At 46.8% G+C, this 25,748-nt stretch carries 26 protein-coding genes; 11 read left to right on the top strand and 15 right to left on the bottom strand.

Annotated elements, in window-relative coordinates; genetic code table 11:
• The first annotated feature begins 16 nt into the window (after positions 1-16).
• On the top strand, positions 17-913 hold the full coding sequence (locus OU814_RS05290) for a carbohydrate ABC transporter permease (RefSeq protein ID WP_190653090.1): 897 nt from the start codon (positions 17-19) through the stop codon (positions 911-913).
• On the opposite strand, the gene OU814_RS05285 is transcribed toward OU814_RS05290, so the two are convergent.
• The 3 genes from OU814_RS05285 to OU814_RS05275 form a co-directional block, all read right to left on the bottom strand.
• Entirely contained in the window at positions 910-2,016 is a 1,107-nt protein-coding gene (locus OU814_RS05285) for a hypothetical protein (RefSeq protein ID WP_268181103.1), read from the bottom strand. The genes OU814_RS05290 and OU814_RS05285 overlap by 4 nt on opposite strands.
• 124 nt (positions 2,017-2,140) lie before the next feature.
• Positions 2,141-2,920: a hypothetical protein gene (locus OU814_RS05280; protein WP_268181101.1), complete on the bottom strand. Its 780-nt coding sequence runs from the start codon at positions 2,918-2,920 to the stop codon at positions 2,141-2,143.
• A gap of 377 nt (positions 2,921-3,297) precedes the next feature.
• Positions 3,298-4,440, bottom strand: a complete 1,143-nt coding sequence (locus OU814_RS05275) for a diaminopimelate decarboxylase family protein (protein ID WP_268181099.1) — start codon at positions 4,438-4,440, stop codon at positions 3,298-3,300.
• Positions 4,441-4,486: 46 nt separating this feature from the next.
• Here OU814_RS05275 and OU814_RS05270 point away from each other — a divergent pair, with 46 nt between their 5' ends.
• Complete coding sequence (locus tag OU814_RS05270; protein WP_268181097.1) at positions 4,487-5,194, top strand: chitin deacetylase family protein; 708 nt, start codon at positions 4,487-4,489, stop codon at positions 5,192-5,194.
• 186 nt (positions 5,195-5,380) lie between these two features.
• Positions 5,381-6,277, top strand: coding sequence for a sigma-70 family RNA polymerase sigma factor (locus OU814_RS05265; RefSeq protein ID WP_268181095.1), 897 nt, complete (start codon positions 5,381-5,383; stop codon positions 6,275-6,277).
• A gap of 347 nt (positions 6,278-6,624) precedes the next feature.
• On the opposite strand, the gene OU814_RS05260 is transcribed toward OU814_RS05265, so the two are convergent.
• From OU814_RS05260 to OU814_RS05250, 3 genes are all read right to left on the bottom strand, one after another.
• Entirely contained in the window at positions 6,625-7,176 is a 552-nt protein-coding gene (locus tag OU814_RS05260) for a hypothetical protein (RefSeq protein ID WP_017290041.1), read from the bottom strand.
• Positions 7,177-7,196: 20 nt separating this feature from the next.
• On the bottom strand, positions 7,197-7,715 hold the full coding sequence (locus OU814_RS05255) for a universal stress protein (RefSeq protein WP_017290042.1): 519 nt from the start codon (positions 7,713-7,715) through the stop codon (positions 7,197-7,199).
• A gap of 415 nt (positions 7,716-8,130) precedes the next feature.
• Positions 8,131-9,120 (bottom strand): zinc-dependent alcohol dehydrogenase family protein, encoded by a 990-nt coding sequence (locus tag OU814_RS05250; RefSeq protein ID WP_268181093.1) that lies wholly within the window; start codon positions 9,118-9,120, stop codon positions 8,131-8,133.
• Between the two features lie 209 nt (positions 9,121-9,329).
• Here OU814_RS05250 and OU814_RS05245 point away from each other — a divergent pair, with 209 nt between their 5' ends.
• A complete protein-coding gene (locus OU814_RS05245) occupies positions 9,330-9,836 on the top strand; it encodes a universal stress protein (RefSeq protein ID WP_017290044.1) in 507 nt (168 codons plus the stop codon).
• Between the two features lie 173 nt (positions 9,837-10,009).
• On the opposite strand, the gene OU814_RS05240 is transcribed toward OU814_RS05245, so the two are convergent.
• The 4 genes from OU814_RS05240 to OU814_RS05225 all read right to left on the bottom strand — a co-directional run bounded on the left by OU814_RS05240 (position 10,010) and on the right by OU814_RS05225 (position 13,923).
• Positions 10,010-10,459, bottom strand: coding sequence for a pyridoxamine 5'-phosphate oxidase family protein (locus tag OU814_RS05240; protein ID WP_190653080.1), 450 nt, complete (start codon positions 10,457-10,459; stop codon positions 10,010-10,012).
• Between the two features lie 201 nt (positions 10,460-10,660).
• Positions 10,661-10,960, bottom strand: coding sequence for a hypothetical protein (locus tag OU814_RS05235; protein WP_268181090.1), 300 nt, complete (start codon positions 10,958-10,960; stop codon positions 10,661-10,663).
• A 271-nt stretch (positions 10,961-11,231) separates the two neighbouring features.
• Positions 11,232-12,038, bottom strand: coding sequence for a potassium channel family protein (locus tag OU814_RS05230; RefSeq protein WP_017290048.1), 807 nt, complete (start codon positions 12,036-12,038; stop codon positions 11,232-11,234).
• 139 nt (positions 12,039-12,177) lie between these two features.
• Entirely contained in the window at positions 12,178-13,923 is a 1,746-nt protein-coding gene (locus OU814_RS05225) for a hypothetical protein (protein WP_268181087.1), read from the bottom strand.
• Positions 13,924-14,331: 408 nt separating this feature from the next.
• Here OU814_RS05225 and OU814_RS05220 point away from each other — a divergent pair, with 408 nt between their 5' ends.
• A complete protein-coding gene (locus tag OU814_RS05220) occupies positions 14,332-14,463 on the top strand; it encodes a hypothetical protein (protein WP_268181085.1) in 132 nt (43 codons plus the stop codon).
• Positions 14,451-15,584, top strand: a complete 1,134-nt coding sequence (locus tag OU814_RS05215) for a fatty acid desaturase (protein WP_268181083.1) — start codon at positions 14,451-14,453, stop codon at positions 15,582-15,584. Before OU814_RS05220 ends, OU814_RS05215 begins: the two co-directional genes overlap by 13 nt.
• Positions 15,585-15,607: 23 nt before the next feature.
• On the opposite strand, the gene OU814_RS05210 is transcribed toward OU814_RS05215, so the two are convergent.
• Positions 15,608-16,390, bottom strand: a complete 783-nt coding sequence (locus tag OU814_RS05210) for a DUF1350 family protein (RefSeq protein ID WP_268181081.1) — start codon at positions 16,388-16,390, stop codon at positions 15,608-15,610.
• A gap of 190 nt (positions 16,391-16,580) precedes the next feature.
• Here OU814_RS05210 and OU814_RS05205 point away from each other — a divergent pair, with 190 nt between their 5' ends.
• The 3 genes from OU814_RS05205 to OU814_RS05195 all read left to right on the top strand — a co-directional run bounded on the left by OU814_RS05205 (position 16,581) and on the right by OU814_RS05195 (position 19,988).
• Entirely contained in the window at positions 16,581-17,975 is a 1,395-nt protein-coding gene (locus tag OU814_RS05205; RefSeq protein WP_268181079.1) for a sensor histidine kinase, read from the top strand.
• 93 nt (positions 17,976-18,068) lie between these two features.
• Entirely contained in the window at positions 18,069-19,232 is a 1,164-nt protein-coding gene (locus OU814_RS05200) for a hypothetical protein (RefSeq protein ID WP_268181077.1), read from the top strand.
• A 129-nt stretch (positions 19,233-19,361) separates the two neighbouring features.
• Positions 19,362-19,988 (top strand): (2Fe-2S) ferredoxin domain-containing protein, encoded by a 627-nt coding sequence (locus tag OU814_RS05195; protein ID WP_017290055.1) that lies wholly within the window; start codon positions 19,362-19,364, stop codon positions 19,986-19,988.
• 67 nt (positions 19,989-20,055) lie between these two features.
• On the opposite strand, the gene OU814_RS05190 is transcribed toward OU814_RS05195, so the two are convergent.
• On the bottom strand, positions 20,056-20,565 hold the full coding sequence (locus tag OU814_RS05190) for a L,D-transpeptidase (RefSeq protein WP_017290056.1): 510 nt from the start codon (positions 20,563-20,565) through the stop codon (positions 20,056-20,058).
• Positions 20,566-20,731: 166 nt separating this feature from the next.
• On the opposite strand from OU814_RS05190, the gene dnaK reads away from it, so the two are divergent.
• Positions 20,732-23,230, top strand: coding sequence for a molecular chaperone DnaK (gene dnaK, locus OU814_RS05185; RefSeq protein ID WP_017290057.1), 2,499 nt, complete (start codon positions 20,732-20,734; stop codon positions 23,228-23,230).
• A 90-nt stretch (positions 23,231-23,320) separates the two neighbouring features.
• Complete coding sequence (locus OU814_RS05180; protein WP_017290058.1) at positions 23,321-24,298, top strand: DnaJ C-terminal domain-containing protein; 978 nt, start codon at positions 23,321-23,323, stop codon at positions 24,296-24,298.
• Positions 24,299-24,356: 58 nt separating this feature from the next.
• Here OU814_RS05180 and OU814_RS05175 read toward each other — a convergent pair whose 3' ends face one another.
• From OU814_RS05175 to OU814_RS05165, 3 genes are all read right to left on the bottom strand, one after another.
• Positions 24,357-24,572: a hypothetical protein gene (locus OU814_RS05175; protein WP_017290059.1), complete on the bottom strand. Its 216-nt coding sequence runs from the start codon at positions 24,570-24,572 to the stop codon at positions 24,357-24,359.
• A gap of 85 nt (positions 24,573-24,657) precedes the next feature.
• Positions 24,658-24,990, bottom strand: a complete 333-nt coding sequence (locus OU814_RS05170; RefSeq protein WP_017290060.1) for a DUF565 domain-containing protein — start codon at positions 24,988-24,990, stop codon at positions 24,658-24,660.
• 31 nt (positions 24,991-25,021) lie between these two features.
• Complete coding sequence (locus tag OU814_RS05165) at positions 25,022-25,582, bottom strand: Uma2 family endonuclease (protein WP_268181074.1); 561 nt, start codon at positions 25,580-25,582, stop codon at positions 25,022-25,024.
• Positions 25,583-25,748 lie beyond the last annotated feature (166 nt).

Genomic DNA, 25,748 nt, shown 5'->3' with positions numbered 1-25,748 from the left:
CGCAAACTCATACCCGATGAATAAGATATTTCTCGAAAGCTGGTATCCGATTCAGAGGCGACTCACGCCTTATTTGTTTCTGTTGCCTGCTTTGATTGTGTTGGGGCTAACGGTTTTTTATCCAGCACTGCAAGCGTTTTATCTCAGTTTTACCCGGTACGATCTGATTGCGCCGCCGGAGTGGATCGGGTGGGAAAATTTTAAGCGGTTGAGTGGCGATCGAGTGTTTTGGCAAACGCTCCGCAATACGATTTTGTATTTGGTTTGTGTCGTTCCAGTTTTGGCGATCGCACCTTTAGCTTTAGCGATTTTAGTCAATCAGAAACTCAAAGGGATTCGCTGGTTTCGGGTGGCTTACTACACTCCGGTGATTATTTCGATGGTCGTCGCTGGAATCGCCTGGAAATGGCTCTATGCGGACAATGGCTTATTGAATCAATTTCTGCGATCGCTGGGACTTTCTGGAGTTCCCTGGCTGACTGATCCGAATTTGGCGCTTTTTAGCGTCATGGCAGTCACCATCTGGAAGGGATTGGGCTACTACATGGTGATCTATTTGGCAGGATTGCAGTCGATTCCAGAAGAACTTTATGAAGCGGGAGCGATCGACGGTTCAGACGGGATTCGGAAGCATTGGGATATTACTGTGCCCTTGATGCAGCCTTACTTGCTCTTAGTTGCAGTGATCAGTGCGATTTCGGCAACGAAGGTCTTTGAAGAGATTTTTATCATGACCAAAGGAGGCCCGCTGAATAGTTCTAAGACGATCGTGTATTACGTTTATGATCAAGCCTTTGGGGAATTGCAGATTAGTTATGCTTGCACGATCGGGCTGGTCATGTTTTTGATCATTTTAGTGTTGTCGATCGTGCGGCTTGCAGTACAGCGATTGACCGAAACAGAAAATTTCTAGCCAAAGCTGTCCGCTCCATAAACGCTGCTACTCGACGTATCCGTCATCAAGAAGAAATCGCCTCCAGAATCGCTTCCCAAATCGCTGCTCTGGCTGGTGGCAATTCCATGATTGAGAACTTGGAGCAATCGTTGAGGCATCAATGAGTCGAGTTCGACTAGATTGCCTGCTTCTAGCCATTGCACTTCTTGAGGTGCTAAAGATTGGCGTGCCTCACTAGAGAGGGTTTGAGAGGGAGAAGATTGGATGACTCGGAATCGTTTGCCTTTCAGTACTTGATAAGGTGAAAGTCCTAAATCAAAAATTTGAATCGGTTGATCCCCAAACCAATTCGGATCAGTTCGCAGTTGATGGACTAAGTTCACGCCTTTGGCATCAGCATTGTGAATGGCATACACTTTTAGCTCCGGATTGCGTTTGAGCATTTCCATCACAGTTGAGAAAATATCTTGTGGATAGCCATCAATGCTAAGAACAGCACAGTTGTTTTCAAAGTGGAAATTGTTTGCAATGAGAAATTGAGCAATCTCATCACGATCGCAGATTACTGCTCGATCGAAACTATAAGCACTGACATCGGGACTAATCGATCGCGGTTGAGCGGACTGTGCAAGAGGCGGTAAAAGCAAGGTCGTATCGCCGTTAATCGTTTGCCAGCGACGCAGCCATTCTCGAACTTGAGGCAGCGTAATCAGTTCGGGGCGGGGGTTTCTTCTTTCTTGAAAGCTTTTCCAGGCTCCAGATAGTAGGGAAGCTGAAACGAATATTCCAATGATAGTAATCACCGGATTTGCGAGGAACAAAAAGATAGAAATAACAATAACAATGAAACTGAAAATGAGTAAAACAATGGGATGAAAGCTAGTCAGTTTGTTTAATCGTCGATCGAGTAAGTATTGAAGCTGTCTAGGGGTGAAATGGATCGTTCCGTTATTTGAAATATCTTGCAGTGCTTTTTGGAAGAAGGCATCGGTAAACTTTAAGCGGGGATTACTTTCGGCACTTGGCTCGAAGACGAATGAATGATTGCAATTTTTGCAGCGCCCGGAGTTTCTTGTGCGATCGCGCAGATCATTATCGGTATTACATTGTATGCATTTCATGCCCATAGCTATTGCTCCTAGTATCGATCGCGCTTTGTTGTTAGCGGCTTGTGTTTCCTGAATTGCCCAAATTTAGGGGATTTGGAATGATTGAAATACTTTGATTCGATGAAATCATCTGAAGCTAACCAAAACTATCTGCATAATAGGTAGAACTATTGCTCCAATCATTTTCTTCAAACTCAACTAGAGTATCAGAATTGTTTGGCTCGAAACTTTTTGCAATTCCTTGGGTGACAACTCGGATAATGCGGCGAGGTGAGAAAGATTCAAGTTCGACGTAATATCCTCGATCGAGCCATTCCAATTCTGCTTTTGATAAAGATTGGCGAACTGATTCCGGAAGTAATTCTGCTTCTTGAACAAAGACAGCCGATTGATTGACAATCATTTGTCGTTTTCCGATCGCTTGTCGAGGTAAAAGCCCTAATTCAAAATATCGTAGGGTCTGATTTTCAAACCATTCAGAACTGGTCTTTAAGGTATGAATTAAACTGATTCCTTGCGGTGTTGCGTCATGTAAAACATAAACTGTTAAATCTGAATTTCTTCTCAACATTTGCATCACTGTGTCAAAAATTGCAGCAGGATAACCATTTAGGCTGAGAATCGCACAGCTATTTTCAAAGTGGACATTATTTGCAATTAAAAGTTGTGCGATCGTAGCGCGATCACAAATAATCACTCGATCAAAGCTATACGCACTCACCTCGTCGCTGATTGTTGCTGCTGCTGCTGTAAGCTGAGGTGGATCTAAAAGCTTATCGATCGAATTGCCCACAAATTTCCAGCGTTCAATCCAGCCATGCAATTCTGCCTCCGTTACTGAAAATTGCTTCTGTCTTCTATTTCCAAACAATAAATCAGCAGCATATATCAAAGGTGAAGCAAATAGACTGAACACAAAAGATAAAACCAGAATTGCAATAAGATTATCAGAAAATGGAAGCTCACGAATTTCAGAACTTGTAAAACTAATAACACTTAAAATTATAAAAATTACTCCAAATGTATTGATTGAAGTCGGAATTTTATCTTCTGCATCAGTGATTTTATAACGAGCTAATCTACGATTTATTGCATATAAAAACTGTTTCTCTGTAAAGAAAAGAATATCACCACTAGAGATTGAAGAAATTGTCTCCTTAAAATACTGATCTGTCATTTTCGAGCCTTCCATATGCACAGGCTCAAATGCAAATTGATGTTGACACTTTCTACAGAAGCCTTGATTTTTTGTGCGATCGCTTAACCAATTATTTGTTCCACATTCAATACATTTCATCTCTGTCCCCCTAGCAAAACCGAATAATCTTCTCGATCGCGAATCAATCGATGTATCTGATTTTCCAGTAAAACTTCCGCAGGTCTAAACCGATGTAAGAAATGCGAAGACATTGCATAACCGTATGCTCCAGTGTCTAAAATTACAACACGATCGCCAACGCTAAGTGCAGGCAATTGACAACTCTTGCCTAAATAGTCTCGCGAATACGTTGTATTTCCACAAATATCGGTTAAGTAATACGCTCCCTCCTTCCAGGTCACAATCTCGCGATAGCCACCATGCACAGCTAACACTGCTAAATTCGCGATCGACGTATCAACTCCAACAATCTGCTTTTCTCCCTGCCATTTCACTGAAACGACTTTGGCAAGAAGACAACCTGATTCCGCGATCGCTGCTCTCCCCGGTTCAATAATCAATTCCACATCGCTCAATTTCTCACTCAGCACTGTGCCAAATTCTTGCCAATCAAATCGCGCGCCGTCTTTGCGATAGGGATATCCAAATCCTCCGCCAAAATCTAGCACCCGCCAATCTGGAAGCTGTTGAGCCACATTAATGACAGTATCAATCACTTGAGTAAATGCCTCAGTCGCATTCGTGCCTGTGCCGCGATAGAAATGCAATCCGGTAATCGGAAATTTAGAAACTGCGATCGCATCTCGAAACTCATCAGGATGCACCCCAATCCGGCTTTCTCCCGTAATTTCAGGTAAATTCAAGCGGAGTCCTAGCTCGATCGGAGATTCAGCAATCTCGCAACATTGCTGAACCTGCGAAACACTATCGAGATTAATCCGCCTTATCCCCCAGTCGAAAATCTGCTCAAAATCCTCACGGCTCAAGTTACTGCCGCTATACACAATCTGATGCGGCTCAAATCCAGCATGAAGCCCTAAATACACATCTCCGGGCGTATTCGCATGTAGCCCCCAACCCGCTTTCAGAAACCGCTTGAGGAGCGCAAGATTTCCATTCGTGACGCTGGCGAAATGAAACTTTGTTTTTGGATAAGGAATCGCTTGAGTAATTTCAGCGATCGTTGTGTCCAATCGCTCTGCCTGATAAACATATAACGGCGAACCATACGTTTCTAATAATTCCTGCGCCAATGCGTTTGAGAATGGAATCGCCATTATCATTGCCTTCAATTGATGCGATCGACATTCTAACGGAGCGAATATGTCCTACTCTCAAATCTTTTTAATCTCTTTGGAGTTGCTTTTAGGGTTGATAGTCGTACTCTTGTTTCAACTTCGTTGGCTGTTGAGAATCATTGAGAAGTTGTCTCCAGGAGTGACCTACTTTTTTAAAACCCAGGAACGAATCGTAGCTTTATCGATCGATGATGGACTCGATCCAGCAACCACTCCGAAAATCCTCAGCGTGCTAGAAAAGTATCAAGTTCATGCCACATTTTTCTTGATTAGTAGCAGAGTCGAACCCAATCCAGAGTTGATAACTGAACTACTCGATCGAGGACATGAAGTTGGCAATCATCTCACCCAAGACGAACCGAGCGTTTTGCTGTCAGAAATAGAGTTTGAAGCAGCAGTCATCGAAGCTGAGAATATTCTGTCCAAGTATACACGCCCGAAGTGGCTTCGCCCGGGTGGAGGTTGGTACAAGAAATCTACGATCGACATCGCTCAGAAGCATGGATATCGGGTGGTTTTAGGTGATATCTTTCCCTACGACACGCATATCCCTTCATCCTGGTTTGCAAGCTTGTTTATTCTCTGCAAGATTCGTCCTGGGTCGATCATCATTTTGCACGATACCGGAATGTGGGGAAAAAGAACTGCTACGACTCTAGAAAAGATTTTACCGATGCTCGATCGTCAAGGCTATCGAGTTGTCCCACTTTCAGAACTCGCGCATTCTCCCTGAAAGTGCTGAGCCAAGCTTGTTTGTATTGATGCTAGATGAATTGGCTGGAAGTAAAAAGGCAAGACTGATTCACCTCAGTGTCAGCGTCCGTAGAAAATAGAATATCTGAGTAATCTCTATCACTTCTCCTCACAACTTCCTCACAGTCTTATTCAAGAATGCAGTTGGATTGAAAGAGGAGGTTATATGAGCCACGATTTAGTGCGCGACTACTTAAAAACAATTGGCAAGGTGCCTCTGCTCAGTCGATCAGAAGAACAACAATTCGCCCAACAAATTCAGGTCATGCAGTCTTTGTCGGAGATTCCTGAAGACCAGCGGACTCATGAACAAAGGGAACTCATCCGAGTTGGCAATCGAGCAAAGCAAGCAATGATTAAGGCAAACCTACGATTGGTTGTGAGTATTGCAAAGCACTACACCTATCGCGGACTCGATATGATGGATTTGGTTCAAGAAGGCAGTCTGGGACTGACCCGAGCAACCGAGAAGTTCGATCCGACGCGAGGATACAAGTTTTCAACTTATGCTTACTGGTGGATTCGCCAAACAATTAGCCGAGCAATCGCAACTCAATCGCGATCGATTTGTCTGCCGACCTCGGTGATCGAACGCTTGAACTGCCTAAAAAAGACTTATCGATCGCTTAGTCAAACGTTAAAGCGGCAACCGACTCAACAAGAAATAGCAGATGCAATGGAGATAGACAGAGAAGCCTTCGAGGAACTGCTCGCTTACTCTCATCATGTTGCTTCGCTCGATCAAATGGTCGGATTTGAAGAAGATACATCGTTAGGTGATCTACTAGCAGATGATGTTCCACCTCTCGAAGAGCAAGTAGAAGAGAGAATTTTCAATCAACAACTAAAAGATTTGCTCTATTGTTTAACGCCTCGCGAGCGGGCAGTCATTCAGACTAGATATGGATTAGAAGATGGCAATCCCTTGAATCGTGCTGCTACTGCACGAAAATTAGGAGGACTCAGCCGGGAACGGGTACGTCAACTCGAAACCTCTGGACTGCGAAAACTCAAAGCCGCTTTAGCTCGGCATAATCCTCTCAAGAAAGCACGAGCAAGCTAACCTAATCAAGCCGCCTTCTGAACTTAGAAGGCGGCTTGAGCATTTGCGCTTCAGATAACAGGTGCTCCTAGTACAACTAACCAAACAAGCAAGACTAAAATTAGCAGGATGATATTGCTCCAAACATGCACCTGCTCATGCGAGAGATGGAAAAATCGATGAAGCATACGTCACCTCCATTAGCACGGCTCACCTATGAACATCACCAGATTGGCACTTCAGTCCTCCCAAAATCAATTAGAACACAGTGAAGATGTTCTACCTTGAAGGTAACTGAAGCTTGTGAGGATTTCGTGAGTTTTTTACAGTGGACAGGTTTATTCGTAAGGTATGTCAGTACCTATCAACTACAACTGGCTAGATTTTAGCGATCGCTCAAAATTCCAATTGCACAATTGCTGAGGGGCAGTCATTTCAGGCTTGGGATAAAGATAAAATGACTGAAAATTTAAGGTTGCTTGCTGAAATAAAATCCAGTGTGCTTCAGATTGACCATCCTGCTCATGCCGAACTACTCTTCCTTGTGCAAGCTGAAGCTGTTGTTCCTCATCCCAGAAAAATGCTTTCTTTTCAGGAGTTCCCCATTGGCTCCCTTCCCAGGAGACGAGATAACCCTGTCCAACAATGCGGCGATCAAGATTCAGTTGCCCCCGCAGACAAACAAACGCATCCGAGTGCGGATAGCCATAATAGCCCTCAATCTGCTGGTTCTGCTTCCGAAACACAAAACAGACTCCTTCGCCTTGTTGCCACCCTTTAGGCGGCGGTTGAGTGCAAATCTGATAGTCTCCATCGCGGAGTTGTGCCAAAGTAGGGGATCGAGCTTGACTCATTTGAAGCATCGAAAATATAGCAATGCAGGAGAGTAATGCAACTGCACCGTTTAAGAATCCTTTCATTGTCTCGATTCCCGTATGAATCAAACTTCAGTCAAAGCGCGATCGCGAATCTCAGTCGATTCTTGTTTTTGCGCAGCAGACACCAAGAAGACTGAACAAGAGGCGTGTTGAGTCACATAAGCACTGACGCTTCCCATCATCCAACCCGGAAGTTGGCTTTGTCCTTGTCGCCCCATCACAACGAGATCAGCCTTCCATGCCCAGACCCAATCGCAAATCACATGCCCAGGATTGCCATAGCTTTGGGATGCTTCAGCGGGGACACCAAGGGCGCTTGCTTGCTGTACGTAAGATTGCAATCGCGTTTCCCATTCAGTTTGATAGGTTTGCCACGCCTGCTGAAACTTTTGCCCTACTTGAAAGCTCATTGACTGATCAGCCTTCAAGAATTTTTCTAGTGGAAGCCCTGCTTCATCCACTGCTAGAACGTGAAGAATCATCAGGTGAGCATTCATCGCCCGTGCGATCGCCAACGCTTGTTCTAATACGATCGCGCTCATTGCAGAGTCATCTAAAGCAACTAAAATCTTTTTCAGCATTTGTCCACTCCTAGCTGTCAGTACTGCCGGATAAAAGCTGAAATTCGTAGTTATTCTGAAGGGTCGATTCAGCTCCTATAATTCTTGTTATACAGCGAAATGTTGAAGAAGGTGTGAGGGTGAAATATTACGTTTCAAAGTGTTTTACAACGCAGAGGGGATCAATCACAATCGATTAATCCCCTCTACCAACTGAACTATTCAAGATTAGGTTCCTCCGTAACCTTGGATGTCGGATCTCGTACTTCCCCTGAACCTTCGCAGTCAGAACTTGACTTTGGGCTAGCTAACACACCAATGCTCGCTATCAATGGTTGAGCTATTTGCTTTTAGGTTGGAGACTCTTTACGAGTCCACCTATATAATAGCACTTTGGATTGCAATGGATTTGTATTTTTGTTGCATGATTACTGGTTTAGGGATTGATTTCTAAAACGGCTGCACCTTGAATTTGTCCATTGCGTAATGCTTGTAGAGCTTCATTTGCCTGAATCAGTGGAAAAGCTTGCACTTGCGTCTGGATAGGGATTTTGGGAGCCAGTGCTAAAAATGCTTCTCCATCTCGGCGCGTTAGATTCGCAACCGATCGCAAGACTCGCTCTCCCCACAATAAGTCATAAGAAAAAGCAGGAATCTTGCTCATATGAATTCCGGCACAGACGACAACTCCGCCTTTTGCAACGGCTCGAAGTGCTGCTGGAACCAAAGAACCAGTCGGTGCAAAAATAATTGCTGCATCGAGTAATTCTGGAGGAACTTGATCAGAACCACCTGCCCAAACTGCTCCCAGCTTCTTTGCGAACTGTTGACCTGCCTCATCGCCGCTACGGGTAAACGCGAAGACTTGACGACCTTCGTAGCGGGCTACTTGAATTAAAATGTGAGCCGCTGCTCCAAATCCATAGAATCCAATCCGCTGGGCATCTCCAATCATTTGATAAGCTCGATATCCAATCAATCCGGCACAAAGCAATGGAGCCGCCTGTAAAGCAGGATAAGTGTCAGGAATCGCAAAGCAGAAGCGGTGATCTGCGACGGTGTACTCTGCATATCCACCATCAATCTGATAGCCAGTAAATTCAGCTGTATCACATAAATTTTCTCGTTGGCTTTGACAGTAGCGACAGTGATTGCAGGTATGACCAAGCCAAGGTACACCAATGCGATCACCGACTCGAAACTGCGTCACCTGACTTCCCAGTGCTGCAACCGTTCCAACAATCTGATGCCCTGGAATCAGAGGTAGCTTAGGCTGCGTTAGCTCTCCATCTAGAATATGCAAGTCTGTGCGACAGATCCCACAAGCATTCACGTGAATGAGTACTTGCTCAGGATTAGGGGTTGGAATCGGGCAGTCGGTGAGCTTGAGCAAGGTATTAGGCGTATGTAAAACCATTGCACGCATAGGTTATCCTCAGTTTTTTTCACAGTTATGATTGACAGCAGAGAAGACAGAGATTAGAAGTTCACGATTAAGGAGTAGGCAAGAGCACCACTTCACACTTGGATTCTAGAGTTCTGAATAGCCTTGCTCACAAGTTCCTCAACTTTGTTATCTATAACTTGAAGTGTAGAAAATTCCTGAGACTCAAGACGAGTAAGTGAGATTAAACTATGTTTCGCAAAATTCTAGCCGCGATCGATGATTCTGACCTCAGCCAGGCGATTTTTGAGCAGGCTTTATCATTGGCAAAGACCAACCAGGCAGAATTGATGCTCCTGCATGTACTCGAACCCTTTATGGAGAGTTATCCGGGTGATCCATATGTGGGAGTCTCCGAGTCGGCAATGCAAGCGTATTGGAAACACTGGCATGAACGCGAGCAAGCAGGGTTGAACCGATTGAAGCTACTAGAAGAACAGGCGAGACCAGCAGAGGTTGCTCTAGAGTTCTCGCAAAATGTGGGCAATCCTGGCAAGGTCATTTGTGCTACTGCAAAAACTTGGAATGCCGATCTGATTATCGTCGGACGACGAGGATTCAGGGGTCTCCAAGAGTTTTGGATGGGGAGTGTCAGTAATTATGTATTGCATCATGCACCTTGTCACGTCCTGACGATTCAAGGCGTTCCTCAGTCGCAAAGCCAATCAGAAATGGCGAACGCTGTGAGTGCAACGTAGAAAAACCTGAATGTCGGATGAGTTTCGTGATTCGGCTGCTTTGAACATAGATTTTAATTGGGGTGTAAACGGCATGATTGAACCGTCTACACCATCAATGCTTTCCAAATGAGAGGTGAGGCGATACGATCCTAGTCCACTAAAGTGCACTAGAAATTTGAAAATGGTGAGGATTACGAATCCGCCTCTCTGCTCGTCATCCGTCCCGTCATTTCGGTCGGCTGAACCCGATAGACCTTAATGGCTTCAGCCCTACCTTGAGCATCGATCCAAGTGCGATTGATTGCAGGCGATAGGCTAGAATTCCGTGTCTTGGCGAGATGCATAACCTGATCGATATCGGATTGCTCTGTCAGACGCTCCGCTTCACCTGTGACGATCGCACTTCGCCAATGTTCTAGATCCTGAACTTCTTCAACCTGCAAACATAGCGCAGGATTTGCATCTAGATCATGCGTCTTCATACCTTCGGTTGTAAACAGGTAAATCGCTGAGTCTTTGAGATAATACTGCATCGGAAGAACGTAGGGTCTTCCTTCATGAATACAGCCTAAATGACCATATCCGACTTTTTCTAAAAGTTCAAAAATGTCTTTTGAATTCATTTCATCAATATCTATCATCGTAATTATCCTCGTGTAATCAACAAAGCTCCGTCTGAAGCTTGAGGCGCTACTTTTAGAATTTGCGCACACTATTCAGACTAGATGGCAAACTTGAGGAACTTGTGAAGATGCTATGGCTTGGGCGGTGCAAGCATTTTTTCATCCTCGAAATTTTGTCGATTGGGTCGCTTATTTCCCCCATTTTGCCTGACCTAGCTGTTAGCGCTCTAGGTTAGAGTTGATCTGCCAAATACGTTCTAGAAATTCTCGATCGGCTTCTAGCTGTTCTACTTCACGCTGATCCCGACGATGGACAACACTCGCAATTAAGAAAAATATGAAAAATACTAAGAAAAAGCTCCCTGCAACTGCGGTAGAATCAACCGGGGTAGGAAGTTGCGATACAAATCGAGCTTCTGCTTGGATAGTAGGGTAAAAATGAGTCATTGTATATACAGCCCCTTCTTGTTCTAGTTTAACGAATCGAGAAAAATAAGTCACCAATCGGGATCGAGGCATAAGTCGCAGCTTGAGTGAGGAGAGCCAACAAAACGACAAATCGTCACGATTTTTGAACTTCTTCAAGCACAGATCAGATTCCTCGAAACACTTCTTTTCATCGAGCTTCTACAGAGTTCACTTTAATCCAGCAAGTTGAGGAACTCGTGAGGATGAATAATAAATCGTTTGCACAAGTTCCTCATTTTTTGAACCCTCGACATCCAGTTTTGCTGACTTCTTCCCAAGCCCGAGTGAGATGGATTGCTCAATTTATCTGCATTGCAAGCATCTAAAGGTTTTCTGATTCTGATGGTGCAGATGGTGCAGTTAAATGACTCGCTAAGGATTGGATCTCGGTTCGTAGCGCTGCAATCTCCACGTGTAAAGCTTGAATTGATTTTGTCCCGGCAATCTCGGCGGCATCATCTTCAGCATCTCGATCGACAAAAAAAGTTGCGATCGTAGCTGTGACATATCCAAATACTGCAAAACCATAGACTGCTAGGACAAAGCACAGAATTCGTCCTTCTGGCGATCGCGGAAAGTAATCTGATCCCATGGTCGTTAAGAGCATTGCCGTCCACCACAAGGCAGTTCCGTAATTCTGTAATCCATTTGGCACTTCTCGCTCAAATGCGTACATTCCCGCAGCACCTACTAAGATTACGATCGCGGTTGAAGCAATAACATAACCAAATCCGCGTCGTTGAAAGCTAGTACTCAGTGATTTCATGCCGCGATTAGTACGTGTCATAATGCCTAGCAATCGGATTCCCCGCGCTGCTCGTACTACTCGAAAGACTCGCAAAATTCGTAGTGCTGGCAATGCGAGTGAGCAGACGGTTAACCAATTCTGTCGAAGATAGACGCGCTTATACGGTGCGATCGCAAACTCTAATAGAAAATTGAAGATAAAGAGCAACCAAATCGTAGTCCCCGCGACATCTAGGAATGGATTCAGTCCCACAATAAGTTCTACAACAAACAAGGCTAGCCAAACAAAGCTCAGGACTAACATTGGAATATCGAGCCATTCTTCGAGTTGTTGTAAAATCTCGTTCCGGGCTTGAGAGAGGGAGTGTTGATGATGATTCATACGACTGCCAATGTTACTGGTACGCTGCTTGCAACTTTGCTCTCACTGATGAGAGAGGCTTACTACTCTATGTTGCAATAACAGGTCTTTCATCTGGCGTAGGCAGTAACATGCCAAACCACAAGAACACCCAAACTTTCTACAAAATAACTCCCGGCGGCAATGGCACAATCCCCGGTACTTCTCCTCCTAGCATTGCTGACTGATAATCAATCATCGTTGCCCCATGCTCTCGAAACACCGCTAACAACGATCGCTCAGCCCGGCGAGGTAACATCGTCCGCCAAGTCCTCAACGCTTCCAATACATTCCCCAGCCCATTAAAGCGATCGCGATCTTGCACTGCCACTCGATCATTCTCACCCCGCCAACTCCGAGGCACATATCCCATTGGAAATAGCACATTGTTTTCAACCCGTTCTAAGAGCGATCGCAACCCTGCAAACCGCCGCGCATGATAGTCATTCGGATTGGCAACGAGCCAAGCACTTACCGTCGGATCATTAACGACCTGATCGCGAAACTTGCGAATTGCACCAAACAACGCCTGATTAGAATCTCGCACACAAGAAGTCGAAGGAGTCACAACCGAAGCTCCGTTTCCATCTCCCGATCGATATCTTGCCTCCATGTAAGCTAACTCTCGCTTAATCAAATTCAACGGATTAAACGTGTAACTTCCCATCTTGTACGCAACCAATTCCGGCATTCTCACCAACACATCCGACACCGGAATCGTATACATCCAACCCCGCTGCAAACTGCCCATATAACAATGCCAACTCTGTGCTCCAGACACGATCGACAATGGACTATGTGCATAAACCTGTCGATAAATTAACCGAAACCGCAACGCCCCAGTAAACTCATCCGGCAGCAGCTTCGCAAACCCAAACGAGAAGTGCCCTGTCACGATCGGTATCTTATTCGCCCGCGCCCCTCCTCGCCACCCAAACGTATGCAGCACCAAAGCTTCATCCCCACGCTGCCATAACTCTCTCGTTCGCCGCTCAAGTAAACTCACTGTTCTCTGAGCCGGTGGAACGACCTGTCCATTATTGTCTACTAGCGTCGAATTCACTTGATATAGTGGCATCTGCTTCCACTTGTCTCGATCGACATAGTTCTGTGTTTCCTCCCGTCCAATCACCATCTGCTCTGGTGGCAATCGCAGAATCTCAGCAGGTTCTAATGCCTGCACCATAAACTTTCCATCACGACCTCTTGCACCATAGATGTACCAGCCATTTGCATTCAGAGGCAACTTCTCAATATTCACGATCGAGCTTTGCTCCAAATTAAACTTCGGATTCAGAGTCCCGGATGCAGGCAAACTCACAATCTCTTCCGCACCTTCAAACCGACGACTCGTACGATCGTAATGTCGCACCCGATAGTCTTTCCCACCCACAGGCGCAACAAACTGCACAAACCCGCGTGCGATCCCCTCAATCTGAATCGGTTCATCATTGATCCGAATAATCCAACTTTCTGCTTCTCGATCGACAGAAACGACATCTAGTTCTACCTGCATCTCATCTTCTGTCCTTGCTCCAGCCAGCGACTCCAAAGGACTCACCCGCTGCCATCCATCTAATCGAACTGGATGTATATTGCCTTTCGCTTGACTATCGCGCGTAATTTGATCAAATCGCAGATCACGCGTTGCTTTAGCAAGCCAAGGCTGATGAATCGAATCTTCATGCCACGTCAACCAAACTTGTTGACCTTTCAGGTAAGCCTGACTTACGGGAGCATTTTGAATCTCAATAAACACTCCGCCATCCTGCCGTCGTTGCTCAGCTTGCGGCAAAATTAGTCGTCCTGTCCAAGGCGCGATCGGCAAATAATAACCATCTAGATTCGAGATCGTGAGCTTTTCCATGTTGAGTTACTTCTGATTCTGAAATGATTCGGACAATTCAAGACAATGCAGCCTATCTCAACGTCTAAAAAGTTAGGCTATCAAATCGCCCAGAGTTGCGACATCGGAAGCAACAAAGCGTTCTGACAAAACAAGAAAGCCCATCACGTCCAGGTTGGACAACAGCTTCACTCCTCTCAATTACGGCAACTGAGTTGCAATCGTCTCTCTTCTTCAACGCTAATTGGAACAGAAAGTCAATCGAGCAGTCTTCAGCTCTAGTACCTCTTAAACCCTGGACGCTTGCATATTTCAAAATTTCCTCTACAACAAAATTAGATTAAATCTATAGGGAGATATCTCAATATTGGTCAATTATTGGCATTACAATGCTTTGGACATATACACAGATTGAATCGTGAGTGAATCGTGTCGATTCAGTCTCAATTGACGAATTTTTCCAGTCTTGAGCTTGCGCGATCGCATTGTCTAGCCTCTGCGATCGTGGCAAAGACGATCTGCTTATCTTTACAAGAGTATTGTGCCGAATGGAAACCGTGATCGAAAAGTCTGAATTTGTGCTGACCCCGTACATGAAAAGCAACGACTGGCGAGCAACCTTCCAGATTCTCAACACCGTTGTTCCTTATTGCCTGCTGTGGTTTCTCACGGTCAAAGCTGCTGCCATTTCCGTCTGGCTTCTTCCACCACTCATCATCCTGATGACGCTATTTTCGCTGCGCTGCTTCTCTTTGATGCACGACTGCGGACATTACTCACTGTTTCGATCGAAACAAATCAACCGCATTGTCGGATTCCTGCTGGGGATCATCAATGCGATCCCGCAATATGCCTGGTCAAGAGATCATGCCTACCATCACAAAACCAATGGCGATTGGGAACGCTACCGTGGCGTAGCAGACTTCCTCTCTACCACCGAATTCGCCCAACTCACGCCATCACAGCAAAAGACTTACGAAATTCTTCGCCATCCCCTCATGGCTTTGCCCGGCGGTTTCTTCTACCTGGCTCTCCAACCTCGCCTATCCCTAATCGCCGGAATCTACGGCTTTATTGTCCATGCTGCTACCTGCTTAAGCACAAATCCGCGCATCCATCTATCAGAGATTCTCTCAACTCATCAATCAAAGCATTGGAAGTCATCTACCGAATTCTGGGATCTCTTGCTAAACAATGTTTGTGTGATCAGCAGTTGGATCATGCTTAGCTCTCTACTCGGAGCAAGCTTCTTTTTTAGTATCTACTCCAGTGTTCTCACCTTATCGGCGATGATTTTTATCTGGATTTTCTTCATGCAGCACATCTTTGAAGGCTCCTATGCGCATAAGACAGAAGGCTGGAACTATATTACTGGAGCGATCGAAGGCAGTAGCTACTTACAACTTCACCCCATTCTCAAATGGTTCACAGCCAATATTGGTTACCACAACATCCATCATCTTTCCGAGCGGATCCCAAACTATCATTTAGAAGCCTGCCACAATCAAAACATCCATCTGCTCTCCAAGGTCAAAACGCTAACCATCGATAGGATGTTTACCTGTGCAAAGTTCATTCTCTGGGATCCCGACTCAAACTCTTTAGTCTCGATCGCATCTTTCCGCCAATCTCAGGCAATCCGCTTAGTCCAGACGGGCATCCCATCTCAACTCAAGTCTTAGTTCCACGTCTCACTCCTCACACTCTATCTTCTAATTCTGCCGACGGGATCAAGCCACTGTAAAACCACCTGCTCTAACTGTCGTAACTCTCGATATACCTCTTGTCTCATCCACTGCCCGATCGCATCAATTGGCGTAAATGATCCCCCAACCTGCCACTTGACATCCGGTCCGAGCGGGGTCACATGCGTCCCTTTCAACCGCCGTGTCGCAATCATGCCTGGAAAACTCTCTTCTAACAACTGCGCCAACCCCAACGATTGATCGATCGAATCATCCGCAAACTTAATCAACAAATTTCGTCGAACTGCGTAGCGATCGCGAATTAGTGCATTCGTCTCGACAGGCGACGGGGTAAACTCGACCGCTACTCCTTGCGGCTTGAAAAACTGTGAAAACTGCTCAACCAAGGGCACCGCATCCCGTGCCGCATAGTTATTAAACGAAATCAACACATTCCCTGCTCGTTCTACCGCAAACAGACTGCCAATCAACAGATGCAACTTGCACCCCATACTGTGCCCAATCCCATAAATGGGTAAATATCGCACTGAGACGCGCGATCGCACCGTTTCCATTGCCCGTTCAAAACTGACCAAAACTGACTTTGCGATCTCCGTATGATCAAACGTATTCACAAACGGAGTTGCCACGACCAAGTATCCCTGCTCGCCTAAAAACTCTAACAATCGCCGATACGTTAACTGCGGAGCCGTCGCCACAAACGCCCCACCCAAAAAATGAACGATCGCGATCGGACGATCCGGAATCAAAACCCAATTCCCCGAAATTTCCTGCCAATCCATGAGCAATCTGCACGCGCGAAGGGTATCTATAAGTCAATTCTATTGGATTCGTAGAGAGGAGGGAGCGAGGAATAAAGGAGTCTTCCCACTTCCTCAGCGGCAATTGCGTCCATTTAGGTTCGGTTCTACGATCTACCCTAAGTCCGAAAAACCGATACTCTCTAAATAAGTCGCCGTCAACAGTCGTGATATGTCTGAGTGGATCTTCCCAACGTTAAGCGAACTTCTGTCTCGTGAAGTTCCAGAATCGTCTCACCCTCCCAGTGCAGCCCTGCGACAAATCAAAGCAGAGCGCGAATGGTTTAGCGCGATCGCGGCTCTAGAATCCCTTCTCTCATCTACTGAAGGCGTACTCTTCTCCGCCCCTCTACCAATTCTCAGCCAGCCAGAAAGCTTTCCCAATATCACCACCTACTCCTTCACCCCGAACGCTCTATTTTCAGGGTTTTCCTTCCAGCTTCCCTCTGCAAATGGTGAAACTTCAGAGTGTGAAACCAATACCCTCGGTCTTTTTCCCGGCGATGCACTTGCCGCCGAAGCCTTCTGCCTTGCCCTGACCTCAAAATTCAGTCTTCTCATGGTGCTCGGCGAAGACCGTGCCAAAAATCCTGCCTTTTTCTTCTCATTCGACCCCGAAGAGATCACTAAAGCTTGGCAAGTTCTGCGCCTGCGTGTTGTCTTGATGAATCCTGGACATTTGCAAAAGCTCGATCGTCTTTACGCAACCTTCCCCCCGATCGCACCTAACTACAAACTGATTACTCAATTCAGCCATGCGTTGCTCAGTCATCTGCCTGACCCGATCGCTGAATCTGAGAAACGTACCATTCGCGATCCTAGACCCTTACAAACGCCGACTGCTGATGTCCTAAAAAGCGCGGATGTAGAACTGCTGCAAGCGATCGCGCATGAAGTCCGCACGCCTCTGACAACAATCCGGACGCTAACTCGCCTCCTGCTCAAACGCCGCGATCTGCCAGCGGATGCCGTCAAACGGCTTGAAATGATCGATCGCGAATGCAGTGAACAGATTGATCGCTTTGGCTTAATCTTTCGCGCCGTCGAGCTTGAAACCTCAGCTACAAAAGTCTCCTCGCTCGCCACAACTTCTCTCGAAGAAGTCTTAGAGCAGAGCATTCCACGCTGGCAAAAACAGGCAAACCAGCGCAACCTCACACTGGATGTCATCTTGCCGCAGCACATTCCATCGGTCATGAGCGATCCGACGATGCTCGATCAAGCATTATCGAGTCTGATTGAGCGATCGGCACGTAGTCTGCCCGCAGGCAGTTCAATTCAAGTCGAAGTTTCGCTCGCAGGACATCAACTCAAACTTCAACTTCAGGCGCAAAAAGATGATCTCCCCCATGACGCGCACCAGATGCCACTGCTCAAATCTCTCGGTCAAGTTCTTGTCTTCCAGCCTGAAACCGGAAGTCTCAGTCTCAATCTCAATGTAACTAAGAATATTTTTCAGGCATTAGGCGGAAAGCTGATCGTTCGAGAACGACCCGAACAAGGCGAAATTTACACGCTCTTTCTCCCGCTAGAACCGAGCAAAAATGCGTCTGGAATGATCGTTTAACTCAACCCGTTTGCGTTTCAAAATTGGTAATCTCGTTCTGAACAGCAGCGTTGAGTGACTAAGCTAAGCGATATCTTACGCTTCTCAATGCTTATGCTGCAACATCTTGTCAATTCAACGCTGCTTGGGTGTCTCATGCTGACGAGTTCTGGCGTTGCGATGCACTCCACAGTGGCATCAGCACCCATCATCGATTCATCATTCAATTCACCCGACCCGAAGACGATCGCCGAACAAGTTCGCCAAGATGCGATCGCGAAAGAGAAACTCGATCAAACTGCAAAAGCCAGGATTGAGCGAGTCGGACGAGAAATCTGGATGTACAATCCTGTGCCCTATTGGAAGGTGACGATCGCAGATCAGCGTCAAACGCTCGTTTATCTCACAACTCAAGAAGGTAGGTTCAGAGTCTTAATGTCTCGAAATGGACAACCCACCCATCCCGTTGGAAAACCGGCTCAAGAAATTGCTCCTGCTGAGATGAGGACTACAGCCTTAAACCGCGCGATCGCGCAGTGGGACTATCCAGCAAAACACCTACCTCAAATTCTTTCAGAGAAAGTGACTTGGACAAGTGGTTGTGAAAATGTTTCGGCTCCCTTTGCCTGTGATCCAGTCTTACACCAAGGCTGGAAAATCACGATGCTACGACAAAACGCTCGATGGGTGTTTCGGGGCGAAACTGCACAAGATCTGCAACTCATCGAACGCACGTCAGGAGTTGAACAACGCTTACCCGCTAACGTGCGGGATGAGATCAAGCGCATTGCAGGCAATCACTTTCAACTTTCACCCTCTGTCGTGTTGATTACAAACATTGATCTCCAAACTTTTTCAGATAGCTGCCTCGGTCTAGGAGATTTAGCAGAAACCTGTGTGCGTCAAGATCTCAAAGGATATCGCGTGACCGTCACAGGTCAAAAAAATCAACAGCAAATTTATCGCATTAGCAATAATGCAAAATTTCGCAGGACTGAAGCGATCGCAGGTTTGCCTACTCGCACCGATGAATTACCCACAGCGATCGCTCACAAAGTGTTCAGCACTGCTCAGAAAGACTTGCAGCGACCTATTGCAAGCCTCAAAATCACGCAAGTTGCTCCTACTTTCAACTGTTTCCGCTCTCCGACCGATCCCCCAAACACACCCTGCCTGCCCACAAAATCGATGAATGGCTGGAAAGTCACTGTGACAAACAACCAGAAATCACTCACCTACACGCTTAGTCTCAACGGCAGCATTCTCGGCAAGCACTAAATCTTTCTCGCTCGCTTAATCCATTTTTAATGAGAAGTATTTGCAAATAATATGCAATTCGGGTATGTTTGATTTCAGGAGCTATTGCATATTATTAGCAATAACCTAGGACGCATTCTCCGTAAAACCATGACTCAAGACCAGCGATCGACAGAATTTTGCTTTTCGGGTAAGTTTCTCGGCTACGTCTTCAAAGATGGCTACAAAATCAAGCGCCTCAACCTTGCCACTGAAAATGGTGAATATTCCATCAAAATGACTAAACTTGCCCGAGCAACCCTCGGTCAAACGCTCTTACCCGGTGATCAAATTCAAGTCGGCGGCTGGCAAAAATACGATCGCTCCGAAAACGCCTTCAAGTTCAAAGCCTATTGGATCAAACCTGTAAACTCGGTCGCTCAACTCGAACTTCCGGCTCCTCAAGCCTCAAGCCCCAAACCCAAAAAACAATCGATTCTCGTCTGCCAGAAATCAAGCTGTATGAAACGAGGCGGCAAAGCGATCTGCGGCGCGATCGAGCAAGCTTTAAGCGATCGAGGTCTCGAAGATCAAGTCACCCTCAAAGGGACGGGCTGCATGAAAGCCTGCGGCAAAGTCCCCGTCGTACTCGACAAAACCCGCTACACCAAACTCAATCCCAAAGATGTGGCGACGCTCATCGATGAACATTTCGCCCCGGCAATTGAACCCACACAGCCTGAAATTAACCCGATCGCTCCTCAACGAGAGATTGAAGTCCTGCCAATTTCAGCCTAAAAATACTCGTTTTATCTTTAACCGGATTCGCTGCCTCACATTTAGCGAATCCGGTTTTTTACAGATCTCAAGGCTCGACAATCACCGGAGTCCCGATCGACACTTTCTCAAACAGCGCAACCACATCTTTATTCTTCATCCGAATACATCCATGCGACACTGCCTGTCCAATCAACTCAGGCTGATTCGTTCCATGAAATCCTAGCTGCGTCTTGCCATCCGTCCAAAACCCAATCCATCTCACACCTAATGGATTGTCCGCACCCGGCCGAATCACATTTCCCGTCTTAAAGTTCTTAAAAACCGGATTCACTTCCTTAGAAAACACCTGATACTGTCCGGGCGGAGTCTCCCATCCTTTTTTGCCAACCGCGATCGCAAAACTCGCAGTAATCACATTTCCCTCATAGACATAAACCCGGCGCGCTTTCGTCCGCACGACCACTCGCATCAAACTCGGCTGCGGCTCAGACAGCACAATCTCTGCCGTCTCTCTCCAATCCGCCCGTACTGGAGTCATATCGGCAATTGCGCCACCGATTGTTAGGGAACTGACTAACACCAAAATCCATTTCATATCACACTACTTTCACGCTTCTTAAGATAATTCCTGCAAACTTCACTAAAATAATCAAGCTGCGATCGCACTGCATCTCATCATCAGCCGGAAACCCCGATGGATGAGTAGCAAGATAGAATAAATCCAGCAAACCTTCTTTTGCAGTGAAAGGTTAGAGAAACGAATGGGTAGAGTCGTTGGAATTGACCTCGGTACAACTAATTCAGTCGTGGCAGTCATGGAAGGCGGAAAACCCGTCGTCATTGCCAACGCCGAAGGAATGCGAACCACCCCCTCCGTTGTGGGTGTCAGCAAAGAAGGGGAACGCCTCGTCGGTCAACTTGCCCGTCGCCAAGCCGTTCTCGACCCCCAAAACACCTTTTTTGGGGTCAAACGCTTTATGGGACGAAGATATGCCGAACTCAACCCCGAATCCAAACGAGTTCCCTACACCATTCGCAAAGACGAATCGGGCAATATCAAACTGAAATGCCCCAGACTTGAGCGCGATTTCGCCCCTGAAGAAATCTCTGCCCAAATCCTCAAAAAACTTGCCGACGAAGCAGGGCGCTACTTGGGCGAAAAAGTCACCGGCGCAGTCATCACCGTTCCCGCCTATTTCAACGACTCCCAACGTCAAGCGACCCGCGATGCCGGAAGAATTGCAGGCTTAGAAGTCAAACGAATTCTCAACGAACCGACCGCTGCTTCTCTCGCTTACGGTCTCGATCGCGTTCAAAGTGAAACGATTCTCGTCTTTGACCTCGGCGGCGGAACGTTTGACGTATCGATTCTCGACGTGGGCGATGGCGTATTTGAAGTCAAATCGACCAGTGGCGACACGGAACTCGGCGGTGGCGAGTTCGACAAAAAGATCGTCGATTGGCTCGCCGAACAATTTTTAGAACAAGAAGGCATCGATCTCCGTAAAGAACGTCAATCCTTGCAGCGTCTGACTGAAGCAGCCGAAAAAGCAAAAATCGAGCTTTCGGGTGTAGGCGTCACAGAAATCAACCTCCCCTTCATTGCAGCCGATCAAAACGGACCCAAACACTTAGAAACTCGCTTAACGCGATCGCAATTTGAAAGCCTCTGCGGCGATCTGCTCTCTCGTCTGAGAGAACCGCTCCGCAATGCCTTCCGCGACGCAGGACTGTCTCCTCGCGACATTGATGAAGTCGTGCTGGTCGGTGGCGCAACGCGAATGCCGATGGTTCAAGAAGTTGTACGATCGCTGATTAACCTCGAACCGAATCAAAACGTCAACCCCGATGAAGTCGTTGCAGTTGGCGCAGCAATTCAAGCTGGAATTCTCGCAGGCGAATTAAAAGATATCCTGCTCTTAGATGTCACTCCGCTCTCGGTTGGTTTAGAAACGATCGGCGGAATTATGAAAAAACTCATTCCCCGTGGCACAACGATTCCGACTCGTCGATCGGATACGTTCTCGACCTCTGAGGACAATCAAACGGTCGTTGAAGTTCACGTGCTTCAGGGTGAACGCGACATGGCATCCGGCAACAAATCGCTGGGTCGCTTTAAACTCATGGGCATTCCCCCCGCACCTCGTGGGATACCGCAAATTCAAGTTGCTTTCGATATCGATGCCAACGGAATTCTTCAAGTGACTGCGATGGATCGCACCACTGGACGCGAACAAAGCATCACGATTCAAGGCGCTTCCACTTTAAGCGATGAAGAGATCAAGCAAATGATCCGCAACGCTGAAGAATTTGCCCAAGTTGATGAACTTCGCAAACAAAAAGTGGAAAAGCGCAACCGCGCCGAGGCGATGACTTTCCAAGCCGAGCGGCAACTGCGAGAAGCCACACTCGATTTCGGCTATCAATTTGTCACGCCATATCGCAACCGGATCGAACCCCTAGTGCAACGTCTACGGCAAGCTCTCGCCAATAATGACGATCGCGGAGTCGATATTGCAGAAGCCGATCTCAAAGATGCCATCTACGATCTCAACCGCGAAATTTACCAGCAAAACAAAATCGAAGAAGGCGAAGGCGGCATTCTGCAATCGATCAAAGACTTCTTCCTCGAAGACGATGACGACTATTACTACGACAATCGCCGCGACTACTACGATTCTTCTCGTCGAGATGACTATTGGAGCGGTGGACGCAGCGGCTATGCCCTAAATCCGTCGCGCGAACCTGAAATCTATCCCCGCCGAGACGATTATCGCGATCCGTACAGCGCAAATCCACCGCGCAACAATGCCGATTTCACCACTCCACCCCGTCGTAATCCTGACGCATATGGCAGTGGTTCTGATTACAATCCGCCACGCCGTAAACCAGATCCTTACAGCGGGTCTGACGATTACAACCCACCGCGTCGTAAACCAGATCCTTATGGCGGCTCCGACGATTACAATCCACCGCGCCGCAATCCAGATCCTTATAGCGATCGCACATCCACCCCGCCGCCGCGTCGTAACCCAGATCCTTACGGTAGCCCAAGCTCTGGCGATTCTGAGTATTACGATTATGGAACTCCGCCCCGACGCGAGAATTACGACAAACCAACGAATCCGCCGCGTCGTGATGATTACGAAGACGATTATTACAACGATCGTCAATCTCGTCGTGACGATACCCCGCGCAAACGTCCCAACCGCCCTGATTATCGCCAAGATAACTGGGACGATGAAGACGACTGGCTGTAAAAGAGAACTAGAGGAGAACCAGACTGCTCTGATTTCTCAAAACAGTGTTACACTCTACTCCCTAAGCCGCTTTCCTAGCCGTTCTTTTCTATGCAAAGTTTCCGCAACTATTACGAGATTTTGGGCGTTAACAATAGCGCACCTGCTGAAGACATCAAACGTGCTTACCGTCGCTTAGCACGCCAGTATCACCCTGATCTCAATCCCGGAAACAAGACAGCAGAAGAGAAATTTAAAGCCCTCAGCGAAGCGTATGGTGTTCTTTCTGACCCTCAAAAGCGCGCCAAGTACGACGAGTTTGGCGGCTTCTGGAAACAGCGGGGTTTCCAAAACGGTCAAAAAGGACGGAGCAATGAATCGAGCTACAGCAAATGGAAAGATTTCCATGAATTCTTTGATGAGGTCTTGAGCCAGCGCACGCCAAACCCTGAACCGATGTTTGAGGAGATTCCCATTCAGCGACCTCCTCGTACGGCTTCTCCACCTCCCCGAAGAGAACCCGACCCATTCCGCCCGGGTACGGTGAAAGAAAGCTATACCGTTAAAAAACCAACTCCACGAGATGCAGAGGCGCGTTTGACAGTTCCGCTCGAAAAAGCCTATGCCGGAGGACGAGAGCGAATTCGACTCGAAGATGGTCGATCGTTAGAAGTCAACATGCCCAAACATATGGTGACCGGTCAAAAAATCCGCCTGCGTGACCAAGGCGTGAATGGCGGCGATCTGTATCTCAAAATCGAAGTGCTTCCCCATCCATTTTTCAAAATCGATGGCTCAGATATTAGTTGCCTTCTTCCCATTACGCCCAGTGAGGCGGTGTTAGGCGCACCTGTGGAAGTTCCAACCTTAGACGGACTGGTGAAAATGAATATTCCTCCAGGAGTCCGTTCTGGTCAAAAACTTCGTTTAGCCAATAAAGGATATCCAGATTTGAACGGCGATCGCGGTGATCAGATCGTTGAACTCACGATCGTCATTCCCAAAGAACTCAGCGATCAAGAACGCGAACTCTACGAAAAGCTCCGTCAAATCGAGCAATTCAATCCTCGAAAAAATCTTCCTGTATAACTCAAGAACTCCGAGTTTTTTGAAAAACTCGGAGTTCTCACCTTACAACAATCTTGTTCTACTCTTCTGGAATAACCCATTGCGGCGGCGCAGACATCCGCTCCATCGCTTTTTTCCGTACTGCCTCTTCCGCAATTTCCAACATCTTATCCAACGGAGTATCACTAATAAACTGACTCGCTTGCTGTGTATACTCGCGATTCGGACATTTATCTCCTAAAACGCAGCCGTTTTGGCACATCTCGGCACAATTAATTTCTGTACTTTCCGTCATAGTCTCTCCAGAGTCTTGTTATATGAGTTCTCCTAGGACACATCTAGCCCTTTGTTATTCTAACGAGCATCTGCAACCTCTTCCTCTAACTCCCCAGCTTAAATGCCTCGAGAAATAGGCTATACATTACCCCAATCTTTAGGGAATTCAGAACATCCGCAATCAACGATCGCCGATACCGTTCACTCCCGCCATAAGCAAGCCAGCTAATCACTTCTATCACGAGCACAATAACAGCGGCTGCAACAATATCCAACTCAGCCTGCTGCCCTGCAGTCGTTGAGATTGCGCTTCCCAGAAAAAATCCCAACAGCCAACTAATCAACAGCAGCGAAATCCGTCGCCAAGGATTTTGAAAGGTTTGATTTAGCTGTGCGGCGGTTGTATTGACGATCGTACTAAGTCGAGTATTCTGCATCGCATCTGCCCAAAATTTAGCGTGAAAGATATTAGACCGATCTCCGAATCAAGCGATCGACCTCGATTTCTACATCCAAAAAAGCCAATGGTCGAATCTTGCCTGCAATCAATTTTTGCTCGGATCGATAATCACCCTCGACTGGATCGCGGTAAACAATCAATTCCATCTGCTTCAAGTTCACCACCCAATACTCTCGAATTTCGGCTGCTGCATAGATTTTCCGCTTGGATTCCGTATCTTTATTCAAGCTTGAATTTGAGTATTCAATCACCCAAAAGATATTTTCTGGATAGGGATGATGCTGAAAATAAATCTCTTCATCCGCATCTACGATCGCAATATCGGGTTCGGGTTCGGACGCACTTTCAGGAATTGTGATCGGCTTGCCTTCTCGAATAAAGGCGCGTTCTCCCAGCAGCTTTCTAATGTAGTTCGCTCCACTACTGCTCAAACTTGCATGAGGCAATCCCTCTGGCGACATCGTCACTAATTCTCCATTCAACAGCTCCACAGGCTGATCGTCGAAAATGCCTGCTTCTACGGCTTGATGATAGCGATCGAGCGTCCAGCGATAAGTAGTAACCGTCATCGAGATCAGTCTCCTGCCTTGACCTACTGCAATTTTACCGTCCAAACCCCGCAGATTCCCCACCTTCGACTTTCCCAACTTTCAAGGCTCACCGTAAACGCACGGAGGTACATCTAGATCTTGCAGGCATATTGGTTGAAGTTTTCAGCTTCAGTCGCATCCTAGG

It is taken from the genome of Leptolyngbya sp. GGD, from assembly GCF_026735145.1.
GTDB classification, from domain to species: domain Bacteria; phylum Cyanobacteriota; class Cyanobacteriia; order Leptolyngbyales; family Leptolyngbyaceae; genus Leptolyngbya; species Leptolyngbya boryana.
This window is presented reverse-complemented; position numbering and strand designations above follow the sequence as displayed.